The organism is Neobacillus niacini, assembly GCF_036961885.1.
Lineage (GTDB): Bacteria > Bacillota > Bacilli > Bacillales > Cytobacillaceae > Neobacillus > Neobacillus niacini_H.
In genome coordinates this window covers 1-26,605 of record NZ_JBALNQ010000028.1, presented here as the reverse complement: position 1 = coordinate 26,605, position 26,605 = coordinate 1, and the positions used below count along the sequence as shown (strand labels likewise).

The window sequence follows — 26,605 nt, the reverse complement described above, 5'->3', positions numbered from 1 at the left end:
ATTAGTTGCGGATGGCGTTAATTAGTTGCGGATGGCGAGAATTAGTTGCGGATGGCGAGAAATACTGGCGGATGGCTGAAAATACTGGCGGATAGCAAGAAATACTGGCGTTTAAAAAATTTTAAGTTTCATATTCTTTGCTTTTGTTTGGAAAAAATGTGAGAGGATGATACTGAAATGATAAATTCTATAAAAGACAGGGCTGTTTCGTTCTTGGAACTGGTTGCATCGGGGGATGTACGCGAAGCATACCATAGGTACACGAGTCCAGATTTCCGCCATCACAATCCCTTTTTTCCTGGAGATCCTGAATCTCTTATGCTCGCAATGGAAGAGGACGCCAACCAGAACCCTCACAAAGTCCTTGAGGTGAAACATGTCATCGGAGAGGGTGATATGGTTGCGGTTCACTCCCATGTAAAGCAAAATCAAGATGATCTTGGGATCGCTGTGGTTCATATTTTCCGCTTTCATAACGACCTCATCGTCGAACTATGGGATGTGGGTCAGCGGATACCTGAGAATTCTCCCAATGAGAATGGCGCTTTCTGATGTAGGATTTGGCTGTTACATTCAGGTAAAAACTAATCAAACGTTTAATTGAATCGGCTGGTAAACTAATCAAACGATTGATTAGTTTACGCTGAAGCCTTGGTACTACTGGTCTGAAGAACTAATTAAACGTTTGATTGAATTTTTTTCATGCTTTATAGGTTGGACTTACAATCCATTGGTCCTCATTTTTATCAATCTGATTCTCCTGCACTCATATCTAATTCAAACCCACTAGGAATATCGCGGCCCCACGGTGTATTCTGAACCAAATCACTAATCTTCGGCGGATACGGTGAATCTACCACAAATTTCAATAGATTCACATGCACTTTTTCATAGGAATATTTTTGTAGAACCATATACCAGGCATCCAGCATATTTTGATCAAAATGAAACTTTTCATAATAGGCTTGAATTAGGTCCATCAACGTATAAAGCTCTTTCTTAGTCATCTAAGTTAAAATCCTCCACAGTCATTCTCTTCTTGCCTTCTTGCTGGTTGAGATAGGATTCGAATTTTGACCCAAACAATGTCTCTGGCCGTAGGAACTTATTCCAAGCAGAGTCAGACTGCCATTCCGCTGACTTCAAATCGATGACTCTAGTAAAATCCTCAAGCGTAAAACCTTCTCCATACCTGGCATGAATCAGTTGCCTCGTTTTAATAGAACCGAGTCTGAACTTCTTTCCAGTCTTCTCATTCAAATAACTGATAATTTCTGTATAGGGGATCTCATTTTTTACGGTAGAAAGGATAGCAGCTTCCTCCGTTTTCTCCATACCTTCCTCAGATGCATTTTCCTCTATAGGTGTAACTTCGTGCTCGCCTACGCTAGCTTCAAGCTTCTGCACCTTTTCATAGTCAATGCTGTACCATTTTGTCTTATCCATTTTCATCTGGTTAAAATTATCCGATAGCACTAACCCGAGCATTTCTAACGACCGAATAGTCCGTTTAATCGTACTCACTGACCAAAATGGCAGCTGCTTCTGCCACTCCTCATATGAATTGTAAACCCAGGTTCTCCCTATAATATCCTCATGCTTACTGATACCAAGCCAAAAATGAAGTTGCTGCAACACCACTGCCTCATTTAAACCAATCTTAGTGGCCAAACTAGGAATAATCATGACCGGACTTTCATTAATTAACACCCTACTCATTAGAACCTCTCCTTTGTAGAACTTTTTATAAAGGAACCCTGGTGCGGTCGTTAGACACGAGTAGCCCTCCGATTGGTTTAAGTCCCTTCAATCTGTAATATAGAAATAAAACCCTAAAAAGGACATGCTAATGTAAAAAAAATTTTACATGATGGAAAATGAAATGGAAGAGTGATAGATTATCTTTTTCTCTGAAGTACTCTTATGAAGGAATCTATGGTATTGCTTGGGTCAATCGGAGTATCTCTATGTGTTAATATGAACCAATCTAAACGTCAGGATGATCAAATCTGCTTGGTCATTTTTCGTTAATGAAGGATCCAAATCGTTAATGTTCCCTCGGTCAAAAATGCCCTCAGAAACCATCCTGCCCGTCATTGAGCAACCGGTGCAATGAACAAAATAAGAAAAACTAAGTTAGGGGTTTTTGTAAATTTGATCGATTTCAATAAGATAATCTTCCGCAAATAACATATAAATCATCTGTTACTAATTCTTAACTTATAATTATCAAAATGCAGCGTAAAACCCCTATCTTTAGATATGGGGATATAAGCTGTTTTTTGTTCATTTTTGGTAATAAAATAAGGGCTTTAACTATACTTTCTATTAAACGATTTGGTATAATAAAATTACAAATGGAACGTTTGTTCTTAGCGAGGGAGGTGAACGAAATGTATAGTGCTTATAAAATACAAATACATCCGGACCATGATTTGTTTGAATACTGTGATACTCTGTGTTTTAAATCGAAAAATTTGTATAACATTACCAATTACTATATTCGACAAGTTTATACTGCTCTAAAAAAGGAAACGAGAAACGAAAATCAACTTCAGGTTCTAATGGATATTGAATCACATTTACCTAAAATGAATGAGATTCGCCAGAAAAGTTATGAAAAAGCGAAGGCGAAAACAAAGCAAGTAGACAAATATGGCAAAGTAATAGATACAAAATTGAAGCTATTTGAAATGCCCCATCTTGAGAAATCATTTATTGGATATGGCCTTGTAGAAGCCTTATTTAAAGTGATGAAACAAGTAGATTACACTTCTATGCCCTCCCAGTCCAATCAACAAACGATGAAAAAAGTGTATGACGATTGGAAAAGTTTCTTCGAAGCCTCTAAGAAATATAAAATCAATCCTGCCAGCTTTTCCGGGAAGCCAAAGATACCAAAATATAAACAGAAGAATGGAAGAACCACGTGTTATTTAACCAATCAAATAACAATGATTAAAGAAGGAAATGTTCTTAAATTACCTGGAACTCATTTACAGTTAAACGTGGGAAAGGTGGCTCAATCTGAAGGAAAACTCCAACAGGTTCGAATTGTCCCGTCCTATGGTCGCTATGTAGTAGAAGTCGTATTTAAAGGAAATCAAGACAAGGAAATCCAACGGTCTGACAAGCAAATGAATGAATTGATTTTTGAACCTAAACGAGTAATAGGTATTGATTTAGGAGTTGATAACCTGGCAACTATCGTCGATAATACGGGGCTGAAGCCTCTGCTTATCAAGGGCACAGGGTTAAAATCAATCAATCAATACTATAACAAATTAAAGGGAAAGTACATGAGCATCATACGAAATGGAAAAGGTCCAAAAGAAGGGATATTTACCACGAACCGAATGATTTCGTTAGATCGAAAAAGAAATAATCGGGTCATGGATTTTTTGCATAAAGCTAGCGCTAAAGTGGTGGATATTGCGTTAGAAAGAAAAATCGATACGATTATCATTGGCAGGAATGTTGGCTGGAAATTAGAGGTTGATATGCAAAAGGCAAATAAGCAGACCTTCATCCAAATTCCCTATGCGACTTTCATTGGTATGGTTCGATACAAAGCCGAGCGAAAAGGGATACAAGTCATTGATAGGGAAGAAAGTTACACCTCAAAATCTAGTTTTCTAAATCATGACCCCATTCCGACATTCGGAGAAGAACACGAAACTATTTTTAGTGGGTATCGAAGCACTAGAGCCTTTTACAAAATTAAGGGCTCAAAAGTTCTAATCCATGCGGATGTAAATGGCGCCTTTAATATTGTGCGTAAACATGTAAAGAATGCATTTGAAAAACTTGAAAGGAATCAAATCCTTCAATCTCCACAGAAAATCATCATCGTGAAAAATTGCCATGCAAAGCTGAAGGCTTCGGCCTGATGTACTAGCGGGACTTGTGGTAGCCCACGAATAGACAATGGTGCTCTTAAAGACTATTCTTTCGAAACCCCTTGCTTTAGCAATGGGGATACTCATTAAGTTGTTCAGTTAAAAACAAATAACCCCCAACTAAAAGAAGTTGAGGGCTATATCTAGATTTTAATTATAAGTCTGAAATCATACCACCATCAACTACGAATTGAGCACCTGTTGAATAGCTTGAATCATCAGAAGCTAAGTAAATGACTAAGTTTGATACTTCTTCTACTTCTGCACGACGTCGTAAAGGAATATCTTGTTCTAATTGTTTTAAGTATTCTGCAACATCACCTTGTTCAGCCATTGGAGTTTTAATGATACCAGGGTGAACTGAGTTTACACGGATATTATATTGTCCAAGTTCTGTAGCAGCACCTTTTGTCATACCTGTTACAGCATGTTTTGAAGCACTATATGCAATTGCTGTTGGAGCACTTACTAAACCATCTACTGAAGAGATGTTTACGATCGAACCCACACCTGCTTTTTTCATTGAAGGAAAAACTTTTTGCATACCTAAGAAGACACCTAGTTCATCTACTTTGAAGGTTAATTCGAAATCTTTTACTGTTAATTCTTCTAACGTTTTGAAAATACCAATACCTGCGTTGTTAACTAATACAGTAACAGGCCCAAATTTTTCTTCCGTCTTTGCAACAACTTCAATCCAGTTTTCTTCGTTTGAAACATCTAATTTAAGGGCAAGTGCATTTTCCCCAAGTTCATCTGCTAAGCTTTGTGCACCTTCGATATTTAAGTCTGTAATTACTACTTTCGCGCCTTCTTCAACGAATTTTCGTGCATGCATTGCACCCATACCTTGTGCTGCACCAGTGATAATTGCTACTTTACCATCTAATTTACCCATGTTGAATTCCTCCTTGAAGATTTACATTATATTTTCCCTAATAAATTTAATTTAACCCTTAAAGCAATTGTGACTTTTGTGTGAACAATGTTATTTTAAACCCAATATTAATTACTGTCAATTTGAGAGTCTTGAAGTCGAGGTAATTTCCTTGTAAGCAGTGTGTAAAAATCAGCACCATAAATTTCTTCAGACACCCATTCATATCCAGTTTGTGACCAACTTAGAAATTGATCAGGTAACATTTTTCCGAAGGTAACTTCAAACATTTATTCTATCCTTTCGGAAATCTTTCAATTCTAAATGGCGTAATTTTTTATTGGGTTAAAAAAAGAATGAGTTAAAAAGGCCCTGTCCCCCAAGCTTAGATATTGGGATACTCATATACCAAAAATTTACTTAGGTTTAACAGTATCTTAATCTAAGATTTTAATATGTGTTATAAAATTAATTCTTAGGGGTTATTACCAGTCCTTGGATGCCCTTTTGTCTGGGACATAAAATCAGTATGAATCGGATGGGGGGAATAACTTAACAGAGCTTTCTGATTTACTTTGGAATTCGTTTGACCCAGCAACGTAATTTTAATGTAGGAAACTTAATTCAGGATCGCTGCTTTGACCATTTGAGTCATTGGAAATGCAACCGAAGAATATAAAAATATAATGATAACATCGTGGGGGTATCAGGGTGGAAATCACTTTATCAACTTTTATTGATAATTTTAATCTTCTCATGTTCTTATTATTTGCATTGATGTATTCGTACCAGGTAGTGTACCTGTTTGTTGCATTCAAAGCAAAATGGAAAAATAAGCTGGGAATAGAGAATGGTTTTACAAACAAATACGCAGTGATCATCGCAGCTCGAAATGAAGAGCTTGTCATTGGACAACTGATTAAAAGCATTAAGAACCAGAAGTATCCTAAGGAAATGATTGATATTTTCGTTGTGGCAGACAACTGTACGGACAATACCGCCCAAGTAGCGAGGGAAGCAGGGGCTATTGTTAGGGAGCGTTTCAATAAGGTTCAGATTGGAAAGGGATATGCCCTCGATCATATGATCAAAATCATCGAAAGTGAATATGCGTCTAAACAGTATGATGGCTATTTTGTGTTCGATGCCGACAACCTTCTTGATGAGAATTATATAAGTGAGATGAACAAAACCTTTAATCAAGGATATAGGGTCATCACAAGTTATCGCAACTCCAAGAACTACGACCAGAATTGGATTTCTGCTGGATATGCACTCTGGTTCTTACATGAAGCTGAATATCTTAATCTTCCAAGAATGGTCCTTAACTCTAGCTGTGCGATTTCTGGAACGGGATTTCTCGTACATAGTGATTTGATCAAAGCCAATGGAGGTTGGATCCACCATCTCCTTACAGAGGACATCGAGTTTTCCGTTTCTCAGATCCTAAAAGGAGAAAAGTTCGGATATTGCAGAAGTGCTTTGCTTTATGATGAGCAACCTGTTACCTTTAATCAGTCATGGCATCAACGATTACGTTGGGCAAAAGGTTTTTATCAAGTCTTTGCTAAATTTGGCAGAAATTTAATCGGGAATATTTTTCGCGGGAAACGTAATCGATTCTCATGCTATGATATGACCATGACAATCATGCCAGCCATGCTTGTTTCTTGTATTAGTATTTTGGTGAATGGATTATTCTACTTAGCAGGTTTTTTTGACCTATTCGGTGGAAAAGAAATTATTCACCTAACATCTATGGCCATGCTAAAATCCATCGGTTGGTATTATGTAATCCTGTTTATAATTGGTTTCATCACTACCTTGACAGAGTGGAGAAAAATCCATTGTGCTGCCTGGAAAAAAATTGCTTATACTCTTACTTTTCCGTTGTTTATGTTTACCTATATTCCGATTTCTGTTGTGGCCTTGTTTAAGGATGTTGAATGGAAGCCAATTACCCATACGGTAGTGAAATCTCTTGATGATGTTCGATAGTGGTGCAAGTTAAAATCAGTTAGTGTCAAGGGGTAATTAAGAGGATAGCTTATTTGCTATCCTCTTTAAATTTACCGCTTAAGCCGTTAATTTATGGGCGCTTTTTTAACATACCATCGTCTTGAATCTTGCTTTGGATAAGTTTCCTGACGGTCACTTTAAATAGCGTTTGTTTTAAAAAATTTGTAAGGATGGTTTTGACATGATAAATTCTATAAAAGAGAAAGCCGTTTCATTTTTGCAAACAGTTGCATCTGGGGATGTACGCAAAGCATTGCGTAGGTACACGAGTCCGGATTTCCGCCATCACAAAATATCAAAGGAGGCAATACATAATGAAAATTATTGTTACTAGTTTGTTCGTAGAAGATCAGGACAGGGCATTGGAATTTTATACAGAAAAGCTGGGATTCGTAAAAAAGCATGACATTCCCATGGGGAAATACAGGTGGATTACACTTGTTTCTCCCAATGCTCAAGAAGGCACGGAGCTTTTGCTCGAACCGAATGATCATCCTGCAGCAAAGGAATTCCAAAGGAAAATAGTTGCCGATGGCATCCCAGCAACGATGTTTGGCGTTGCAGATATTCATGAAGAGTACAAACGATTACTGGAAAACGGCGTGAAGTTTACTATGGAGCCGACAAAAATGGGCGAAGTCACAATAGCTGTCTTCGACGATACATGCGGCAACCTTATTCAAATCATCCAACAGTAACTGAGGCGCAAAAAAGACTAGTTTAAAACAAATTATGGGAGTTGTAAGTTAGGTAAAGTTTTTATCAAAAATTAATCAACATCATGTTAACCCTGTCCTGCTTTTTAGGACAGGGTTAATTTTTTATAGTCTAGATTTCTGCTTAATTAATAGTTATGAACTTTTCTATATTGGAGTTTTTTTCCGAAATTTATTTTAAGGCATATATAGAGCTGTTGACTCTTATATCATTAAATGATACATTATATTTAATGATATATCGTTTAGTGATATAAAGAGGAGGAATATCATGGGGAGAAATGTCTCATTAGAAATGGGTGAACTAACCGACACAGCTTACTATATTTTATTGTCTCTGGTCGATGCGAAGCATGGATACCTTATAATGCAAACCATTGAGGAAATGACAGAACAGCGATTTTCGGTTGGACCTGCCTCGATGTATACCACAATCAAGAAATTGTTAGCTGCTGAATTAATTCAACTGTTTGATGATCACGATCCAAAGAGAAAAACCTATATAGCAACAGAAAATGGCATTGAACTTTTGAAAAAGGAAGTAAAGCGAAGACGGGAAATGGTATTACAGGCAGAAGAAGTATTTAAAAGAAAGGGGGAGCAGTTGTTATGAAAAAGGTTAAATATATTTCTAATGGTGGTTTAGCTTTTTTTGAAGAGAAGGAAATGAAAAAGCTTGCCAAATTCGCAAAAGAGGGATGGATTTTAGAAAAATTTGCTGGGCTGGGATACAAATTAAGAAAAGAGGAAAGTCAGGACATTGAGTATTCACTAGATTATCAAAAGGAAGCCGATGATGAGTACTTTGCACTCTTTGAAGCTGCTGGATGGATACACGTATGTTCTTCAGGAAATGAAATTCATATATTTAGTGCCCCTGCAGGAACCAAACCAATCTATTCAGACAGACCAACTACTGTTGAAAAATATGAACGAGAAAAGAACAATATGGGGAAGGCTGCTCTTCCAGCCTTAATTTCTACGGTTGTCCTTTGGTTACTTAGTGTCAGTAGTAATTGGGGATGGGTACCTGATAGTATCGGGATCTTTTTTGGGGTATTAGGGATGATTTCGCTCATCATTCTTATCTTTACAGGTCTGCCATACCTATCTTTTCAATATAAATTATGGAAATTACGCAAGGAATAACTGCTGCTATATCGGTTGATTTCAGCTAATGGGGAACTATGTTAAGAATGATGATGCTAATACCATGATTGTTCTTGTTGAACTAACGGAGGTTAGAACAATTTATAATTGGAACTTTTAGGAATATAAATCGTACTAACTTTAAGGGAATTAGGGAGGGATTTTATGGTTTTCATTATATTGTTGTACGGAATTATAGCAGGAGTTTTTATTTCAAAGAGAAAAATGAAAATGTCTCAAGCAGTAATACCAATGATATCATTCGCAATTCTTTCAAGTGTTGCTTTAGGTCAAAATTACACAACAAGTTTAATTCCTGAAGTGAATGATGGCATAGGAATCTCCAATTTTTTAGCTGCATTTTTATTGCCAGAAGATGGTTGGACAAAAGAAATGTTTTTATCAAAATTCGAATTATATTTGGGCATTTCTTTCGCATTTATTCTTTTATATTTTTTACTCGTAATTGTTGAAAATATAAAATCAAATGTTAAAGCATAAGGGGTCTTGTTGTGCTAACGGAGGAGGATTGTTTACCAAAAATGCTTTAGGGGGGATTATTTTGTATTCATTAAAATTTGGGCTTTTTTGGGTTATTGGTGTAATAGTAGCTGGATTTATTATAAGCCTATGGGGAGAAGTAGACTGGGGCCACGTTTTTACTATATGCATAGCGGGTCTTATAGGTGTACTTATTGCATCAGGAGTAAAGAAAAAAAGATAAAGATTAAACCTTACGAATTTAAAACTTATTTATTAAACAAAAGGGTGCATTACTTCCACAATGAGGTAATGCCATTTCTTATTGAAGTAGCGGGGCAGAATAGTGGAACAAAGAGTGGTAAAGTGAAATATAGTCTTGATAATTGATTTGGTGGTTATTAATATAGATAAGTGCGTATTTATAAAGAACTATAAGCGATAAAGGAAAGTTTATATAACTCCTTTCCTTATGATATAGATTAATTGCATTATTCGAGTTGTATTTGAAACTGTACAAGCCTTTATTGAAATTAAATACTGGACACTTGGAAAAAGTATCTACTGAAATAAAGTTAATCTTGGAATATACTATATCAATAGGTTAATAACGTCTATCTTAACATTCCGAGATTTTTTTTAGAATGAACAATATAAAACTATTATAGGAGAATCCTAAAATGAAAAAGAAAATGAACTATTTAGTCTTATTTTTAATGACTATCTTTATAGTTGGTTGTACCAACGTAGAAGATGCATCCAATACAGATTTAGAAACAGATATACAAGAAGTAACCACAGATGAAACAAAAAAAGAAACTGTTACAACCGCTGATGAACAAGTAGTAGGGGAAACACCAACCCAACCAAATAATGGACTGTTCTCAGGATACAAACTTATTGAAGTTGATGGTGGTGATTTGTCTGGATATCGTGAACCTAACGTCGTCGTGGACATTGGTTATGGGGACCGTGAATATTGGGCATTTACTAATGAATACGGGCAACTAGTACGTGTCATTGCTGACGAAATAATTCTACAAGATGACCGTAATGAACCTGTACTATCGTCTGGCAGATACTACTCTGATGAGGCAAAGGTTCCTGGTGTCGAAAGTGACGTTTTAGATGAAGGACATATCATTGCTGATTCTCTCGGAGGGGTATCGAATGCTTATAATATTACCCCACAAGATAGTACGCTCAACCGACATGGTGATCAAGCTTATATGGAAGAAGTGATCCGTAGCGCAGGTGGAGCCACTAAGTTTGAAGCAATAATCACATATCCGAATACGGAAACGCAGATTCCTTCAAGTTATCAGTATACCTATACTTTAATGGGTAACGAGATCGTTGATAAATTTGACAATGTGAACCCTGATGAAGTAAACGCATCACTCGGTTTAACAGGCAGTGAACCTTCCGATTCAACTAGTTCAAGCACAAGCAGTGATATTTCTAGTGTTGATACAAACGGTAACGGACAGGTGACGATTAAAGAAGCAAAAGCAGCAGGTTTCAGTATGCCAATAACGAGGGATCATTGGTTATACCCCTATATGCGTGATAATGATAATGACGGTATGGTAGGTGAGTAATCCCCTAGCACTTTGAGGCAAAATAAATGAACGAAAGAACATTTTCCTCGTTGGGACGATTTATAACAATTTGCGAATGGGTGTCTGTACAGGAACAACTGAAGTGAATGGTAATATCATTTAAATTTGTATGGTGAAAAATATAATTATTTTTCACAAACGCGGTGCGATACTTCAGTAAAGAGGTATCGCATTTCTTATTGAACTAAAGAGGGTTATCCTTAAAGAAGGAGAATGGTCTTTTCTTAAGCTGTATGAAAGAATTGTTGATTGGGACTAACAGTTATGGAGACAACGCCCCGTTTTACTATAATAAATTCTCATAAGCGTTTTAAAATAACAAGGAAAGGATTTTTAAAATGCATTGGATATAACCAATCAAAAGAAAAAGGTAAAAATACTGAACAATAACAGAGACTTTATGGTGCTTACCTTCAAGAAGGAAAAGTGCCTTTTTTGTTGAGGTTATTGTACTAACTGGGCAGGTTATTGAAGAAGACAGTAAGTCGTAGAATTCATCTAATATTTCCTGATCAGTATTACATTAATATAACTATATGTAAAATAACAGCCAAGACAACACGTGTAATAGGTAAACGTCTATTCCTCTTTAAACATGGACACATATACTATTTTTGAAACAATTTGAGGAGGAGATAAAAAATGGAAAGACAATTCATTGGCGGTATGGGTTATGGAGGCTATCCTGGTTACGGTATGGGATACGGAGGTTATCCTGGTTATGGCATGGGCATGGGTTATGGGGGCTATCCTGGCTATGGTATGGGATATGGAGGTTATCCTGGTTATGGCATGGGCATGGGTTATGGAGGCTATCCTTTCCACCATCACCACCATGGATTCCATCACGGCTGTTGTTAACCTACAAAAAGTATATAACCCTGGAGCGATGTCTTAGCGGTTTTAAACTATCTAAGGATAAATCTTTACATGTATTTTAAGTAATAATCTACTAATGACTCCAATCACGAATTAGGTTAGAGCGTTTTCTTAATTTTTATTTGGATGGGTCCTTATTCCACTAACGGGGCGATTGTTCATTAGAGCAGTCGCTTTTTTACTAACGCGGCAGGTTATAAAACTTGAAGCTATAAGGCTGATTAGCAATCAGTCGTGATAAAAGGTGATCATTGAAGTGGACGGGGATTTTCACCGAGTTCTTTTAACGGGAAAAAAGGTGTTCCAAAAAGGAATTAAAACAAAAATTTCTCTAGGCAAAGGCGTTAACTACTGATATAAAGGAACTTGCTTACGGATTCTCGTGCCTTCATAACTTTGAATAAACGGGGGTAGTTTAAGTGAGTTTCCTAACAAAGGTGGAAAATCATCCTCCTTAGTAGGAAGATGACGAAAAATCGACTAAAAAACCGAAGGATTACCCTTAATCGGTTTCAATATTTTTGATAATTTTAGCAGGCACTCCACCGACAATGACATTTGCAGGAACATCCTTGGTCACAACTGCACCCGCAGCAATGATGGACCCATCACCGATGGTCACACCAGGTATGACAGTGGCATTTGCTCCAATCCAGACATTTTTACCGATTACAATTGGTGCAGGATGCATGGTGCTGCGATTTTTCGGATTAATATCATGATTTAGGGTCGCCAGCACGACATTGTGCCCGATAAGAACTCCATCATCAATTGTAATGCCGCCCTGATCCTGAAAACGGCAGCCCGAATTGATAAAAATGTTTTTACCGACAGTGATGTTCTTCCCACAGTCCGTATAAAAAGGAGGGAACATAGCAAAAGTATTATCTACGTTCTTACCTATCAACAGAGAAAACAGTTCCCGAATTCCTTCAGGGGTATGATATTGTCCGTTTAGCTCGGAAGTTAATTTCAATGCTTCCTGTGAGACTTTATGCATCATCTGATGTATTTCCGAACCGCCCTCAACTACTTTACCTTGGTTCAAATACTCTAAGAAATCATGAATATCCATTTGTATCCTCCTATATATATGACTTTATGAGTACATCAAAAACATTTCTAATCTGAAATCAAATTAATAATAGGTCCCGTCTCTAATAAGTGTCTAGCCTTGTTTTAAGAATTTCCTGAAGCAAACATTCTAATTCAACAAGAGGATCCTTAACCAACTTCTAAGTTGGGAATGAATCCAGTTGTAACTTTTCGTACCCCCGAAAAACTCTGTATGACTTCCACCGTACCTTGTTAAATAAGTGGATTGCATTGCCCTATTTCTCATTATAAAGCAAAAATTGTCAAGTTTTCTACTTAAACTATCTGGCCGTTAAGTGTAATAAGTATGCTAAAATTATTAAATGGGTGTTTGGGAGTGGGTGTAAAATGACAGTAACCATTGGTATCGCTTCAATAATGACTGGAATTGAAAGAGATGAAGTTTTACGTTATTGGAATGTATTTGAAACAGAATACAATTCTATTGGAGTTCAATCGTTTGATCATCCAAACTTAGGATTTCAAGCCGGTAGATGTTCAAATATTGATTCACTAAAAGATGAATTGTCGAATCTTTGTGCAGCACTTTCTCCCTTTGAAGTTATAGTAGAGGGTTTTGGCTTTTTTGAAGCTCCTTCAAAGGTGGTTTATTTGAAAGTGAATAAAACTGATGGACTACTTGAATTACATAAGAAAATAAACAAATCCTTGGCAGAGTACTGCAAGGATTTGTTTGAGTTTTATACACCTGAAAACTGGGTTCCACATATAACACTTGCAATGGATGATTTATCTGAGACGGGTTTCAATGATTTTAAAAAGAGATATAAAGATTATTTGCCCTCATTTAAACAAACAATTTCAAATCTTGCATTAGTTGAATTTAAAAACAATGGACGTGTTGAGTTGCTTTCTAGTTATGAAATAAAATAATATAATATCCTTCTACAATTATTGGGTGAATTAATTAAAAATCCAGCGGCAATTTTTATTCTGCTAACGGTGGGCGAGTTAAACAAGAAAGTAAAAAAGGGATTCTTGTGTTGTTACTAATATTTAGGCGAGGAGATGATTCTTTGCGGAAAAGATATAAAATACTTATTATAATTTTTGCTGCAATCTTAGTGGTAATAGGATATAAAAAATATTTCTTTTCATTTGATAGCCTTGGTCAAGGTATTTATTTCAAAGGACCAGTTGAATCTCCAACTGGAAAATATACAGCTAATTCTTATTATAAAAATTATGGCGGTGCACCTGGTGGAGCTAATGTATGGGTAGAAATTACAAGTAATGAGATGAACAAAATTAGCACTATATATTATGGCGATGGAAAGAGTAACTTTGAAATGGAATGGAGAGATGAAAACACTATTTATATAAGGAATGACGAAGGACCTGAATATCCTGAATCAGATAGAAGTATAGAGTTAGAGATCGGAAAAGAAATTTATGATGAGAGAGGACGAGCTTGTGATAGTTGGATAATGAAGGGTGACTATGAAATTTGTTATCAAAATTAATGATTCTTTTTGTTCAATTAACGAAGCAGTTTTACCGTATTTTGATGTAATAAGCCTAAGAAATTCAAATTTTGTATAAAACTTAAATATTTTAGGCTTTTTATTATTATGATAAAGCTACCCGTTAGCTGTAGTGTGGATAAATTTTCATAACAACCCAAACCGTAATTACAACCCAAATCAATATTATGATTGAACCGCCTACCCAATTCTTCGGCTTACCATTTCTCAACAGTTCTTCTGCTTTAACTTCACAGTCAGGTAATACATCTTTCGGAATCATCTTCAATGCTAACATTATCCCTAATGGAAGAAGAATTACATCATCTAAATAGCCAAGAATGGGTATGAAATCTGGTATTAGGTCAATCGGACTGAATGCATAAGCGACAATACAAGCAGTAAATACTTTTGCGTACCAAGGTACGCGGTCATCTTTATAAGCATAATAAAGAATAAATATCTGACGTTTTAAATTTTTCGCCCAAGCCTTAATTTTTTTAAACATTAGTATCTCCTAATAACATTAAGATTTTGCCTTTATTATAACAAAAGGGATTTTGTTTGTTACACTAACCGCCTGCCACTTTGCCTTACCCTAAAATATCAAACTCATCGAATTAATTGACTCAATGCGTTTGAATCTAAATAGTCGCCTGATTTTTTTATCGAAGTCGAGACCGTTTGTATTTCTAATCATCATCTTGGTCACTTTAACAAGTAAATCAAGTCCACAAAAATGAGCGAGTTTTTGGTCATCAACCTAATTGAGCGCAATTCTGAAATAAGAATTGTAGTTTTTTTATATTTGTGCTGAGTCTTCGCAGAAAACAACCCTTATAAAAAAGCATCTATCCCTAAAGAAAGAAACAGAAAGAGAATCATTGCGAATCCAGCTGCTATGCCTTTTCCACTGAATTTAGGACTAGACGTCTGGATTGCATATCTAAAATAAAAAAAGGACCCAGCTGCAATTAAAAGAAATTCTATAAGGATACTAACAGAAACATATTCCCATAGACCGAAACCAAGAAGCGGAAAGTTACCTATATTTCCAGGAAGGATTGGCATATCTGGTCGATGAACAAATAAATCGAGAATCCAATGGCTAAAAGCAACTAAGCCTATAATAATTCCTGATTTTTTACCCCAAAAACCTCCAGTAAGACACGCTGCTACAATGCTTAATAATAATGCCCCAACGAATGAATGAGTGTAGAATGCATGAATTATCATCTTTCCATAGCCACCTTCACCAATTGGTTCCATTGTCTCTATTCCATCTAAACTAAATGGAATAAACGCAATATCAAGCAATTGTGTGCTGACCAATAGTGACCAAAGTGGTAGTTCAGGGGTTTTACTTTTTATTATAGCAGCAACTCCAAAGTGACCAGCAAACATATTAACATCCTCCTTAAATAAGCTAGTTTAAATTAAAGATCATCTGACATTAAAATTATAAGGGTTAAATGATGATAGTAATATAAAGTAAATGTAAATTTACAAAATTATAACAATGGGGAAAAATATGGGTAGTAAAGATGCTTTAGAGGTTTCTGATATGGATTATCTACAGAAGAAAAGAGTACCCGGTTACCAGGTACTCTTCTAATTAACTACTAATCGCATTTTGACTCGGCTATTTCAAAATCAGCTGTGATTCGGCAACTGGCAGTTTCAAAGAATACTTGCCAGATCCGTTTGCGTTTTCGCCGATAAATTTAATCCCACTTTTAGGTGAAATCGCATTTTGTGCGTCTAGAGAAGATTCAAATACAACCTTTACTTCATTAGCAACAGGGGCAAAGGTCCAGTTTTCATCCGCAGACGTGTCAATGGTTTGTTGTTCCTGAATATAATCAATAATCGCCTGGCGGTTTTCATCTGGGTACATTTCGACTGCTGTTTGATTTCTGACTCCAGGGAAATTGCCTCCTGCACGGTAGTTATTTGTCGCAACAAGGAATTCCTGTTCAAGATCAATCGGCTGTCCGTTGTACTGTAAATTTTTAATACGATTTGCTTCAGCATGAACAAGGTTGCCATTTCTGTCATACTTAGCCGGTACTGTTACATCAATTTCATACGTTACCCCATCTATCACGTCGTAGTTATAGGTTGGATAGCTATTATTAATTAATGGCTGCTCTTTATCTGAAGTTGGGTCAATTTGATTAAACTGCCCCGCGGACATTTCAAGCCATTCTTTTACATCCGCACCGGTAATTTTAATGGCAGCAACCGTGTTTGGATAAAGATAAAGGTCTGCCACATTTTTAATTGCAATCGTTCCTGCAGGAATATACGTATAGTCGCCTCTGAAGCCTGCTTTAAATGGTGCACCTGCAGAAAGAATGGGCAGGTTCTCATCAGAGGTACCCTTCACTTTTTTCTCCACATACCACTTTTGAGCGTTTGTTACAATCTGGATGGAAGGGTCATCCTGAGCAAGAGCAAAATAGCTGTGAATATCTGCTGTCGTTGTTCCCACCGGCTGGCGGATATACTTAATGGTTTCTTCGTGTGCTTCTTTAACAGCTTCTAATACTGCGATATCAGGCTCTGCCAGGCTTGTTATCGTTGTCTTATCATAAATAGCACGTAATTCTGACTCAGAATCTTTAACCAGCCATTTCCCTTTTTCTTTCGCAATTTTTAAATCAATGACACCAAGGTGGCTTCCCCAGCTTCCTGCCATTACAACAGGTACCCCGTTGATCGTCCCTTTTTCCGTGTCTACTCCCGGAAGAGTCCCATAGTTTCCTGGGAATGTGGAATGGCTATGACCGGAAATTATCGCATCGATGCCATCTACCTTTGTCAGGTCGTAGGCGGCATTCTCCTCCATCTCACTGACTTTTTCATCGCCAATTCCAGTGTGGGCCAGGGCAATAATTAGATCAGCACCTTCTTCTTTCATTTTCGGGATTTGCGCTTCGACAGATTTTATAATATCCTTCGTGTTCACTTTATCAGCGAGATGGGCTTTATCCCATTGAGTGATTTGCGGAGCGACAGCCCCGACTACGCCAACTTTAATCACTTGTGTTTTCCCTCTGTCATCTACTACTTTCTTCTTTAAAATAGTATAAGGTTTGAAGTAATGTTCATCATTGGATGGGTCGTTATCGTGATCATCCTTGAACACATTGGCACTAACATAAGGCATTGGCGCATCGTCCAATACTTCATCAAGGAACTCCAGTCCGTAATTAAACTCATGGTTGCCAACCGTTGCTGCATCATAGTCTAATTGTTTCATTGCTTGAAAGACAGGATGAAGTTCTCCCTCCTCAAGCTTGTCCACTCTTGCTTTATAATCGCCAAGCGGGTTTCCTTGAATCAAGTCACCATTGTCAAAGAGAAGCGTGTTTTTCGTTTCTTCCCTCGCTTCTTTGATCAGGGAAGCTGTTTTGGCAAGACCAAATTCCAGCGTCCCAGCATCTTTATAATAATCATAGTTATAAATATTGGTGTGGAGATCTGTCGTTCCAAGAATCCTTAATGATACCTCGTGTTTTCCAGTCTGATCGGGCTTAGCAGCCATCACAGTATGATACGAAAGGGGAGCGGCTAAGACGGATAATGCCATAGTAGTTGCTGCTAATCTTTTACCTGCTTGAACGAACGTTTTTTTCAATGGAAACAACTCCTTATTATTGTTTTGTATCAAACCAATATAAATTATATAGAGAAGTTCCAATACATAAATGTGCTGATAGGCTGGAATATTCTTAAAAGTTCGTAAACTTCGTGTAAATAATTGGGTCTAAATTCCTGCAATGTGCAGCTGACAAGTCAGCCTTGGTGATTGTGTATACATTATTGGGTATCAGGTTAAGCACTCGTTCATATAAAATAGTCGGAAAGAATTCGCTTAATTAGGAATTTAGATAAAAACAGCTTAAGTAGACGGAGAGATTCCGTCTATTGATTCGTAATACGTGAAAAAGGGGGATTTTCCCTTGGATAATCGGAAAACCTCCCCTTATTTAGTCCAAAAAGAGCTCAATTCTTCATCTAACCGGGAACGCTCCGCTTATTATAGTACCAACTCATTGTCTAGATTTATCTAAACCTTTATAAAGGATCTTTATGAAAAAAAGTGAAAGAATGGAACCCACTAGTAATAGGGCCATGTCCTTCTGGGAGTCCCATATGTCCCCTTGCATGCCTAGAAAATCTTTAGTGGATTTCCCTTCATGCCCTAGTTTTGTACTTAACCACTCAATGATTTCGTATAGTGCACCGATTGCTAGGACTATGCATACAGCAATGAAATTTGTCGTTTTACTTTTCAGTAAGGCGGTTTTCCTTACTAAAAGCTCAATGATAACGATGACCATAAGTCCCTTAAGAAAATGACCAAACCGATCATAATCGTTTCTTTTTAAATCAAAGTAATCTTTGATCCATGTAAAGAGAGGGACTTTGGCATAAGAATAATGCCCTCCAATAAATGTTAAAATAACAAGAAGGGCAATGATGACATAGGAAACAGTGGTAAAGCGAAAATGATTGTATCTTGCTATCAAGAATAATAAAACCAAAACGGATGGTGAAATCTCCATCAACAAGACCCCATACCCTTCTACAGGTTTTATCAAGGACCAAATTAGAACAAGTATAACTATTAATAACAAGAAAAGGTGGACCCAACTACCTTTTTTATGTGACACCTAAATCACCCCATAGAAAACAAGATATATTCAGTATTTGCTAAACCTATAAAAAATATAGAAGGAGGTAGAATTGGGCAAATAAATACGAGTACATGCTTGATATAAACAGATGTGAAAGTTAAATTATGAAAATCTCATAAGGGGGAAATGTCTCTAAATCGGTTAAAAAGTTCGAAAACAAGCAAAATATTAGGTATGTTATGGACAGGGGGATTTTATGTTAATTAGAGAGGTACAACATGAAGATGCTGAAGTTTTTATTAGTTTAGTAAAGCGCGTTGAATCTGAGGCTGAGTTTATGCTTATGGGCGCAGGTGAAAGAAAAACCACTCCAGAACAACAACGTAAACAATTAGAACATATCAAACAACAAAGTAATTCAACGATATTTGTTGCAGAACAAGAAAAAGGAAAGTTGGTTGGCTATTTGATAGCCATTGGTGGCAGCGTAAAGAGAACAAAGCACTCTGCCTATCTTGTGATTGGTATTTTAGAAGATTACAGAGGACGTGGTATAGGTACAAGTCTATTTCAACGTTTAGAAGAGTGGGCAATAGATTCTTCTATTTCAAGATTAGAACTTACAGTTGTTACTAAAAATAAAGCTGGAATAGCTTTATATAAAAAAAGTGGATTTGAAGTAGAAGGAATAAAAAGAAAATCGTTGATGGTTGATGATGAATTTTTTAACGAATATTTAATGTCTAAGTTATTATAAGCTCGTTTAGTTTTGTTAGGGGAAGTGGTACCATGAAAACCGGCAATATTATTAGACAGGCAGTGGAGTCCGATATCAAAGCAATACTTGAAATCTACAACCAGGGGATAGAAGACAGAATTGCAACACTTGAGGAAAAAACAAAGGATTACTCCTTTATGAAGGAATGGTTTGAAAGGCATCAAAGTCGGTATAGGGTCTTGGTGTTGGAACAGGATGGGAAGGTAGCAGGATGGGCATCACTAAATCCATACAGTAACCGCTGTGCGTATGACGGTGTCGCGGATCTTTCCGTTTACATTGCAAGGAACTATAGAGGGAAAGGTTTGGGAAAACAACTGCTTGCTGAAATTGAATCGTCGGCAATTGCCAATAGCTTTCATAAAATTGTCCTCTTTACCTTTCCATTTAATCAATTAGGGCAAGGATTATACCGGAAAATGGGGTACCGCGAAGTTGGTGTGTTTCAAAACCAAGGAAAGTTAGACGGTGAATTTGTTGATGTAATGGCAATGGAAAAAATATTGGGCTAACCTGAAGTTTACCATGGTGCCGACAAAAATGGCCGAAGTCACCATTGCTGTCTTCGATGATACATGCGGTAACCTTATTCAAATCATCCAACAGTAACCGAGGCACGAAAAGGCCTAGTTTAAAACAATTTTAACGGGTTTACTTCAGAGGTGCAAACATAGTAAAACACACTTGAATTCACAATATAATTCACAGTGCGTTTTTTATTGATTTATCAACATTTCGACGAATTTCTTTCGTCCGTTTCTCCCTAATTCAAATAGTAAATCACAGGGTATGAAATAATTATTGGAGGGTGTGCGAATTCTTTGTGATTTAGTGAGTGAATTGTGTTGCAATCAAGAAGCTATTGGATATTAATGTTAAAATCATATTATAGATATTGGAAAGTTTGTGAAAAGATGTTCTTAAGCTAACGACGCAGTTTAGTTGAAGAAGAAAAAAGATAATTACGGAAAGCTAGGAAAATCCAGAATACAATTTTAGTGAATCCAAAATGAAAAATGCCAAATTTCTTGTGGCATCACCTAGAAATTTGGCATTAGAATTTTGAAGTTGTAACTGTTTTTACTCTCTACGAGTTGTTATATAGTTAATTGATTTGAATGTTGTTTTTTAATAATAATAACAAATAAACTTGCTAATAAACAGAAAACTCCAGCCAGGAAGAATGCCCAAGTATAAGTGTTGAAAAATTTATAGATTAGACCCCCACCATATGCAGCTATTGCAGCTCCTGCCTGATGAGATGCGAAAATCCAACCGTATATTATCCCACTTTTTTTAGACCCAAAAATTTGTCTTGAGATACTAATAGTAGGTGGAACAGTTGCAATCCAATCTAATCCATAAAACACAGTGAAAATAACAAGCATAGTCATTGAACCTTCAATTAATGCATATGGAAGTAACACAAGAGAAGCTCCTCTTAAACCGTAGTACCAAAGTAATAGCCATCGATTATCGAAACGATCAGATAGCCAACCAGACAGGGTCGTTCCTACTAGATTAAAAATGCCCATAAACGAAAGAAACGAAGCTGCTGTAACTAAAGGTACTCCAAAACTTATACAATACGAAACAAAATGGGTACCAATTAAACCATTAGTGGAAAGCCCACAAATAAAGAAACTACCAGCTAATAACCAAAATTCTTTCACTCTCACAGCTTCTAATAAACCATTGAAGGCTAATACAATAGGATTTTCCTTTTCTCCTTTAGTTCTTTCTTGTAATTCTTCTTCAAGTCCATATCGAAGAATCCCAACATCCTTTGGTGTGTTTTTCATAAATAAAAGGATTATGATAAGCATAATGAAACAAAGTATCATAATTAAACCAATAGCCCAACGCCACGAATAATTATTGATTATGGTCGCTAATACTGGAAGAAGAATTAACTGACCTGTCGCGGTACTTGCCGTTAATATTCCGACTGCAAGACCTCTTCTTTTCTCAAACCAATGGTTCGCCACATATGGACTTACTACCGTTAAAAAAAGACTTGCTCCCAGTCCAATAATAACGCCCCAAATGATGATCATCTGCCATGATTGATTCATAATGAAGGTTAGTATTATACCTGTCAGCAAAGTTGCCATTGAAATAATCATCATTTTTTTTAACCCAATCACTTCTAATAACGCTGCCATAAACGGTCCTGATATACCATATAAAAAAAGACTTGTTGCAAAAGCAAGTGCAATAATAGAGCGATCCCAGCCAAATTCATTTTCTAAGGGGTCTATGAAAACCCCTGATGATGACATGACAATTCCTGCTACAATAATGGAGAAAAATGTTATGGCTAGAATAAACCAGCTATAATGTATACTTTTCAAACTCAACCCCTCATTTTCTGGATCTTTCCATAAAGTTCACTTAAGTAAAATGCATATAATCCCCAAGGAGTTTATTTCATTCCTTGATACTTTAAATTCCAGGTAGCTATTTAATCGTTTCTATCTCAAAAGTTCAATATTCTTATTTGGATAAGGGCAATTCAAAAATTAATGAATCTCTATCAGGGTAATCATATTGAATTGGTAAGTGCTCTTTATCAATCTCCTTAAATCCAACCTTTTTATAGAAAGCGTGTGACCTAGTGGCTTTAGATGGGGTATCCAAAATTATCTTAGAAAACCCTTGTTTTTTCGCAAAATCAAGTAATGCTTCGTAAAGACTAGTTCCTATCCCCATCTCTTTACCACGGTAATCTTTATAGACGAAAAATTTCTTTAACACGGCAACCTCTTTGTTTTTCCTTTGCAAACCAATAGTACCTACAACTTCTCCTTTATCATTTAAAGCTATCCAAAAATTACCACCATCATTTATATAATTCGAATGAATGTCTAGAATGTCTAGTTGTTCTTCGAGAGTAATACCTACTTTATATTCGGCATTCTGTACATGCAATATTAGTTTAATGACCTCTTCTTTATATCTATCATCGTAAACTGTAATCATTTTAATTACTCTCCCATTTTGTATTTTCTTTAACAATAACTCGTGACTAATTATTAGTAAAATTGAAATTTGTGAAGCTACCCATCGATTTTTTTGATACTATACATATAAGAATAAAATAAAAGTGGGTGATGTGATGGAGATACGCCATTTTGTTACGTTTAAAAAGATCATTGAAACGGGTAGCTTCACACAAGCAGCAGAACATTTAGGTTACACACAATCAACGGTGACTTCCCATATTCAGGCACTTGAACAACAGATAGGTGTACCTGTGTTTGATAGGATGGGTAGAAAAGTAATATTGACCGATGTTGGTAAGAAGTTGTTGCACTATTCTCAAGAGATATTAGAAACCTACGGTAAAATTGAAAACCTTGCAATTGAAGAGAAGGATGTTCGAGGTGAGATAAAGATAGCTGCTCCTGAATCCTTAACTGTATATCGTTTAGAACCGATATTACGTGAATATAGAAAGAAGTTTCCTCATGTAAGTATTAGTCTAAGTAATGCTACGTGCGGAGATAACAAAAGAGCAATCCTTAATGGTAGTGCGGATGTTTCATTTGTCATGTTACCACAGTTGCAGGATTCTGATTTAATCGTCCATTCCATGTTGGATGAACGTATCGTCCTTGTTGGAAGCCCTGACTGTTCGCTAAATATATTAGATGAAAGATATGAGAATCAAAAAATAAGCGAATGTTTGATTGTCAACGAGAAAGAATGCAGTTATAGAATGGTGTTTGAAGAATACCTTGGAGAACGGGAAATTGTACCTTCCCACACGATGGAACTTTGGAGTATAGAGGCGATGAAACGTTGTGTAATGAGTGGGCTTGGTATTGCATATTTACCTTTAATGACAGTAAATGATGAAGTCAAGGCAGGAAGGTTAAAAATTATTCCCTGCGTTGGTGGCTTTAAACAGATTTTCTCCCAAGTCCTTTATCACAAAAATAAATGGGTTTCCCCTGCATTATCAAGTTTTATAGATATTACCTTGAAACACGCAAGAGACTGGTCATGTGAGGAGAATACTTGTTAAGTTGAGAATGTGAAGTTTTAAACTTAAACTACCATGAAAATTAACTTCTGTGAGATACGATAAATGGCAATACTTAAATAGACGCAGCTCATTCACTTTTTAAAAAAAGAGCAGGGCGCCTGATCAAGGTGTTTAGGGACTACGAATAATGGATTAGGATGCTTCGGTAATTGTTACGGTATAACCTAAGTTTTCTAGTCTTCGAACTGAATGGCGTACAATAGATACCTGTCTTTGTTTATCGAAATAATCTTCGCCTAAGTCGACATACATTTCTTTTCGGGTTAGAAGGTAATATGCGATTCGCAATATCGCATGGGCGACTACAATTGCTGCCTTTTTCTTTCCTTTTCGTCCAGCTGTGCGTCTATACAGTGCACCGAGATAGTTTTTTGACCCTCTTACTGATTGAGCTGCTTCTGTTAATGCAGATCTTAAATACTTATTTCCTTTTTTAGATCTGCTAGATTTCCTTTTACCTGCGCTCTCATTGTGTCCAGGTACATGGCTGCCCATGAACATAAATGTGCGGCAGTTGGGAATTGGTTTCCAACGTCCGTACCAATTTCAGCTAAGATTTGTTCAGCCATTCGCGTGGCGACCCCAGGAATGGAATCGAGTCGTTCTATATCTTCTTGATAAGAACCTACTCTTTGAGCTATCTCTTGATCTAACATTTCAATTTGCTCAGTTAGAAAATCAATGTGAGTTAAAATTGTTTTTAACATTAAGCGTTGGTGTGGGTTAACATAGCCCTGAAGTGCCAATTCAAGTTCTTCTTTTTTCTTTTTCATTGTACGACGAGCGAAGTTTGCTAGTTTTTCAGGATCATCTTCACCATCTGCGATTGCTCGAAGCATATCCTTAGACGAAACGCCCATAATATCAGATACAACAGAACCTAGTTTGATATTAGATCCTTCTAAAACCTTTTGAATCCGATTATGTTGTCTGGCACGTTCTTCAATGATACTTCGGCGATAGCGTACAAGTTCCCGTAGTTCTCGTTGGTTTCGATTGGGAATGAAACTAGCTTTTAGTAGTCCGTAGCGAAGAAGTTGGGCAATCCATTCTGCATCTTTAACATCCGTTTTACGCCCTGGGAGAGCCTTCATATGTTGAGCATTCACCACTAAAAACTCGATTCCTTCAGACTCTAATAAATTCACGATCGGTTTCCAATAAACACTTGTGCTTTCCATCGCTACGTGAGTACACCTATTCTCCTTAATCCAGTCCATTAACTTTAAGAGAAAAACAGTCTTAGTAGAAAACGTTTGTATCTCCTTTCCTTCTTTCGTCATAATGCATGCGGTGATATTGTCCTTATGGACATCCAAACCACACGCTCTTTCAATGATTACATCCATTGAAATCTTCCTTTCTAGGCTTGTAAATTGGAGGCTAGTGCAACAATCAGAATTAGGATTAATCTACCATGAGTGCTTCCCGTAAGGGAGCGACAGTTTGTGGTGCACCGTGGTCGTTGGAGTCAGACTAACGGATGGGCTCTATGGCACCATAGTTCATCGACCTTCCTCTCCCAGCCTTAGAACAAGTATGGACGGATTCAATCCATTTTCATTCTTTGTGGTGAAGAGCTGGTTTTTAGCGATTCATGGATGGCTAACGGGGTGCTTTCCTTAAAGATCTGGCTGCTTCAATTGCAGCCTTTTTCTTATTCGACTAACGGGGCAGTTTACTTGTAAAAGGGTTAGTAGTGTTTATGTCGAATTGTTAGGATTATCAGTAATTTATAATTTGTTTTAGGGGGAGGATTTTTTGAGAATAAAGTCTGTGGCATTTATTTTTTTAAGTGTGTTTTTTTTGCTTGTAGGTTGCTCTACAAACGAAACAGTTGATAGTAAATTGGCTCTGCCTGAAGATTTACCTGATTTTGTTCAAAAAAGTGATTTTGAAAAGGTAGATTGGAATAGAACCGTTACCGAATTTGATACAGGTACCAGAGATGATATGGTTGGCAATAAAAATAAAGTTGGAATTATAGGTGCAGAATTAAAACCTAATAAAGTTGAAAAGTGGTTGTGGCATTTTTGGGGAATTGATCAAGGTGAACTTACAGTTGTAGGTTACAATAAAGATACTTCAAAAATAACTCCAGTTTTAAGTGATGGCGTTTGGTCGAAAGATGGTGTTGGTGGTGGCAAAATCGAAGGGGCAGATGCGAGTTTGCCTTCGAATGTTGTCTTACTAGAAGTAGGGAAATGGGCATTGTTAGTTTATATTGATGGCAAATTATTTGATATATTGGTTTACGAAGTTAAAGAATAAGCTTTATTCTTCTATCGCTAACGGGTGCGATTGTCCAATAGGGCAGTTGCCTTCTTGTGCTAACGTCGCAGGATAGTTTAATAAAGGAGGAGTTTGTAATGCGAGTAAATCTAATAGAATTTGATATTCGTAATTTAAGTTATACTATAAGGTCTGCCAAAGAGAATGATGCGAAAAACTTGTCTGAAATACGATTGCAGATAGATGGCGAAACAGAAAATATGGATAGAGAAAAAGGTGAAGCGTACATAGATGAAATAGGTTTTAAACAACTAATCAAAAAAGATACAGAAAGTGTCCATAATCTTTTTTTAGTTTGCGAAGCAAACCGAAGGATTGTTGGCTTCTCAAGGTGTGAAGGCAATCAGTTGAAAAGAATGTCTCATAAAGTTGAGTTTGGTGTTTGTGTACTAAAAGATTTCTGGGGATATGGCATTGGAACAAACTTCTTAAAAGAAACAATTAGATGGGCTGATTCAAATGAAATTAAGAAAATTACTTTGAATGTACTCGAAACAAATAAAAAAGCCATACAGCTCTATAAAAACTATGGTTTTGAAGAAGAAGGAATATTAAAGAAGGATAAGCTACTATCAGATGGAAAATATTATAATACCGTAATTATGGGAAGGTTTAATG

The 26,605-nt window shown here is 36.6% G+C and carries 28 protein-coding genes and 2 pseudogenes; 18 read left to right on the top strand and 12 right to left on the bottom strand.

Going from position 1 to position 26,605, the window contains the following annotated elements; genetic code table 11:
* Positions 1-177 precede the first annotated feature (177 nt).
* Entirely contained in the window at positions 178-552 is a 375-nt protein-coding gene (locus V7124_RS13105; protein ID WP_335418741.1) for a nuclear transport factor 2 family protein, read from the top strand.
* A 194-nt stretch (positions 553-746) separates the two neighbouring features.
* On the opposite strand, the gene V7124_RS13100 is transcribed toward V7124_RS13105, so the two are convergent.
* The gene (locus V7124_RS13100) at positions 747-1,007 is read right to left on the bottom strand and encodes a replicative helicase loader/inhibitor (RefSeq protein ID WP_335489680.1); all 261 of its coding nucleotides are present in this window, start codon (positions 1,005-1,007) and stop codon (positions 747-749) included.
* The gene (locus tag V7124_RS13095; protein ID WP_335489677.1) at positions 1,000-1,719 is read right to left on the bottom strand and encodes a conserved phage C-terminal domain-containing protein; all 720 of its coding nucleotides are present in this window, start codon (positions 1,717-1,719) and stop codon (positions 1,000-1,002) included. The genes V7124_RS13100 and V7124_RS13095 overlap by 8 nt, the downstream gene beginning before the upstream one ends.
* 674 nt (positions 1,720-2,393) lie before the next feature.
* On the opposite strand from V7124_RS13095, the gene V7124_RS13090 reads away from it, so the two are divergent.
* The gene (locus V7124_RS13090) at positions 2,394-3,890 is read left to right on the top strand and encodes an RNA-guided endonuclease InsQ/TnpB family protein (protein WP_335489673.1); all 1,497 of its coding nucleotides are present in this window, start codon (positions 2,394-2,396) and stop codon (positions 3,888-3,890) included.
* Positions 3,891-4,053: 163 nt separating this feature from the next.
* Here V7124_RS13090 and V7124_RS13085 read toward each other — a convergent pair whose 3' ends face one another.
* Both V7124_RS13085 and V7124_RS13080 read right to left on the bottom strand, forming a co-directional pair.
* Positions 4,054-4,797 carry an SDR family NAD(P)-dependent oxidoreductase gene (locus V7124_RS13085; RefSeq protein WP_335489670.1) on the bottom strand — a complete coding sequence of 248 codons (744 nt, stop codon included), beginning with the start codon at positions 4,795-4,797 and terminating at the stop codon, positions 4,054-4,056.
* 107 nt (positions 4,798-4,904) lie between these two features.
* Positions 4,905-5,066, bottom strand: a complete 162-nt coding sequence (locus tag V7124_RS13080; protein ID WP_335489668.1) for a hypothetical protein — start codon at positions 5,064-5,066, stop codon at positions 4,905-4,907.
* A gap of 421 nt (positions 5,067-5,487) precedes the next feature.
* On the opposite strand from V7124_RS13080, the gene V7124_RS13075 reads away from it, so the two are divergent.
* The 8 genes from V7124_RS13075 to V7124_RS13035 all read left to right on the top strand — a co-directional run bounded on the left by V7124_RS13075 (position 5,488) and on the right by V7124_RS13035 (position 11,623).
* Positions 5,488-6,774, top strand: coding sequence for a glycosyltransferase family 2 protein (locus V7124_RS13075; RefSeq protein WP_335489665.1), 1,287 nt, complete (start codon positions 5,488-5,490; stop codon positions 6,772-6,774).
* Between the two features lie 335 nt (positions 6,775-7,109).
* Positions 7,110-7,493, top strand: coding sequence for a VOC family protein (locus tag V7124_RS13065; protein WP_335489662.1), 384 nt, complete (start codon positions 7,110-7,112; stop codon positions 7,491-7,493).
* A gap of 289 nt (positions 7,494-7,782) precedes the next feature.
* Positions 7,783-8,124: a PadR family transcriptional regulator gene (locus tag V7124_RS13060; protein ID WP_335418711.1), complete on the top strand. Its 342-nt coding sequence runs from the start codon at positions 7,783-7,785 to the stop codon at positions 8,122-8,124.
* A complete protein-coding gene (locus V7124_RS13055) occupies positions 8,121-8,660 on the top strand; it encodes a DUF2812 domain-containing protein (RefSeq protein ID WP_335489659.1) in 540 nt (179 codons plus the stop codon). Before V7124_RS13060 ends, V7124_RS13055 begins: the two co-directional genes overlap by 4 nt.
* A 183-nt stretch (positions 8,661-8,843) precedes the next feature.
* Complete coding sequence (locus tag V7124_RS13050) at positions 8,844-9,161, top strand: hypothetical protein (protein WP_335489656.1); 318 nt, start codon at positions 8,844-8,846, stop codon at positions 9,159-9,161.
* Positions 9,162-9,189: 28 nt separating this feature from the next.
* A complete protein-coding gene (locus tag V7124_RS13045) occupies positions 9,190-9,384 on the top strand; it encodes a hypothetical protein (protein WP_335489653.1) in 195 nt (64 codons plus the stop codon).
* A 436-nt stretch (positions 9,385-9,820) separates the two neighbouring features.
* Entirely contained in the window at positions 9,821-10,741 is a 921-nt protein-coding gene (locus V7124_RS13040; protein ID WP_335418688.1) for a DNA/RNA non-specific endonuclease, read from the top strand.
* Between the two features lie 663 nt (positions 10,742-11,404).
* Positions 11,405-11,623: a hypothetical protein gene (locus V7124_RS13035; RefSeq protein WP_335489650.1), complete on the top strand. Its 219-nt coding sequence runs from the start codon at positions 11,405-11,407 to the stop codon at positions 11,621-11,623.
* Positions 11,624-12,143: 520 nt separating this feature from the next.
* On the opposite strand, the gene V7124_RS13030 is transcribed toward V7124_RS13035, so the two are convergent.
* Entirely contained in the window at positions 12,144-12,716 is a 573-nt protein-coding gene (locus V7124_RS13030; RefSeq protein WP_335418685.1) for a DapH/DapD/GlmU-related protein, read from the bottom strand.
* Between the two features lie 368 nt (positions 12,717-13,084).
* Between V7124_RS13030 and V7124_RS13025 the strand changes: the two genes are divergently transcribed.
* Positions 13,085-13,630 (top strand): 2'-5' RNA ligase family protein, encoded by a 546-nt coding sequence (locus V7124_RS13025; RefSeq protein WP_335418683.1) that lies wholly within the window; start codon positions 13,085-13,087, stop codon positions 13,628-13,630.
* A 143-nt stretch (positions 13,631-13,773) separates the two neighbouring features.
* Positions 13,774-14,220 (top strand): DUF5412 family protein, encoded by a 447-nt coding sequence (locus tag V7124_RS13020; RefSeq protein WP_335418680.1) that lies wholly within the window; start codon positions 13,774-13,776, stop codon positions 14,218-14,220.
* Positions 14,221-14,344: 124 nt separating this feature from the next.
* On the opposite strand, the gene V7124_RS13015 is transcribed toward V7124_RS13020, so the two are convergent.
* The 4 genes from V7124_RS13015 to V7124_RS13000 form a co-directional block, all read right to left on the bottom strand.
* Positions 14,345-14,728, bottom strand: a complete 384-nt coding sequence (locus V7124_RS13015) for a YkvA family protein (RefSeq protein ID WP_335418677.1) — start codon at positions 14,726-14,728, stop codon at positions 14,345-14,347.
* 329 nt (positions 14,729-15,057) lie between these two features.
* Positions 15,058-15,624, bottom strand: coding sequence for a permease (locus tag V7124_RS13010; protein ID WP_335489647.1), 567 nt, complete (start codon positions 15,622-15,624; stop codon positions 15,058-15,060).
* A 238-nt stretch (positions 15,625-15,862) separates the two neighbouring features.
* Entirely contained in the window at positions 15,863-17,863 is a 2,001-nt protein-coding gene (locus V7124_RS13005) for a bifunctional 2',3'-cyclic-nucleotide 2'-phosphodiesterase/3'-nucleotidase (protein WP_420490532.1), read from the bottom strand.
* A 415-nt stretch (positions 17,864-18,278) separates the two neighbouring features.
* The gene (locus V7124_RS13000) at positions 18,279-18,902 is read right to left on the bottom strand and encodes a DUF2238 domain-containing protein (RefSeq protein WP_420489566.1); all 624 of its coding nucleotides are present in this window, start codon (positions 18,900-18,902) and stop codon (positions 18,279-18,281) included.
* A gap of 220 nt (positions 18,903-19,122) precedes the next feature.
* Here V7124_RS13000 and V7124_RS12995 point away from each other — a divergent pair, with 220 nt between their 5' ends.
* From V7124_RS12995 to V7124_RS12985, 3 genes and pseudogenes are all read left to right on the top strand, one after another.
* Positions 19,123-19,623, top strand: coding sequence for a GNAT family N-acetyltransferase (locus V7124_RS12995; protein WP_335418665.1), 501 nt, complete (start codon positions 19,123-19,125; stop codon positions 19,621-19,623).
* A gap of 32 nt (positions 19,624-19,655) precedes the next feature.
* Entirely contained in the window at positions 19,656-20,156 is a 501-nt protein-coding gene (locus tag V7124_RS12990; RefSeq protein WP_335418661.1) for an arsinothricin resistance N-acetyltransferase ArsN1 family A, read from the top strand.
* Positions 20,157-20,163: 7 nt separating this feature from the next.
* Positions 20,164-20,253, top strand: a pseudogene (locus V7124_RS12985) (VOC family protein); the annotation flags it as partial.
* Between the two features lie 488 nt (positions 20,254-20,741).
* Here V7124_RS12985 and V7124_RS12980 read toward each other — a convergent pair.
* Together V7124_RS12980 and V7124_RS12975 are read right to left on the bottom strand one after the other, a co-directional pair.
* The gene (locus V7124_RS12980) at positions 20,742-21,998 is read right to left on the bottom strand and encodes an MFS transporter (RefSeq protein WP_335420240.1); all 1,257 of its coding nucleotides are present in this window, start codon (positions 21,996-21,998) and stop codon (positions 20,742-20,744) included.
* Between the two features lie 142 nt (positions 21,999-22,140).
* Positions 22,141-22,626 carry a GNAT family N-acetyltransferase gene (locus tag V7124_RS12975; protein ID WP_335420237.1) on the bottom strand — a complete coding sequence of 162 codons (486 nt, stop codon included), beginning with the start codon at positions 22,624-22,626 and terminating at the stop codon, positions 22,141-22,143.
* Positions 22,627-22,762: 136 nt separating this feature from the next.
* Here V7124_RS12975 and V7124_RS12970 point away from each other — a divergent pair, with 136 nt between their 5' ends.
* Positions 22,763-23,674 carry a LysR family transcriptional regulator gene (locus V7124_RS12970; RefSeq protein WP_335420234.1) on the top strand — a complete coding sequence of 304 codons (912 nt, stop codon included), beginning with the start codon at positions 22,763-22,765 and terminating at the stop codon, positions 23,672-23,674.
* Positions 23,675-23,827: 153 nt separating this feature from the next.
* On the opposite strand, the pseudogene V7124_RS12965 reads toward V7124_RS12970, so the two are convergent.
* A pseudogene (locus tag V7124_RS12965) lies at positions 23,828-25,044 on the bottom strand (IS110 family transposase).
* 412 nt (positions 25,045-25,456) lie between these two features.
* On the opposite strand from V7124_RS12965, the gene V7124_RS12960 reads away from it, so the two are divergent.
* Both V7124_RS12960 and V7124_RS12955 read left to right on the top strand, forming a co-directional pair.
* Complete coding sequence (locus V7124_RS12960; protein ID WP_335489644.1) at positions 25,457-25,966, top strand: hypothetical protein; 510 nt, start codon at positions 25,457-25,459, stop codon at positions 25,964-25,966.
* A gap of 98 nt (positions 25,967-26,064) precedes the next feature.
* Positions 26,065-26,605, top strand: a 541-nt coding sequence (locus tag V7124_RS12955; protein ID WP_335489641.1) for a GNAT family N-acetyltransferase, incomplete at its 3' end; no start/stop codon positions are given.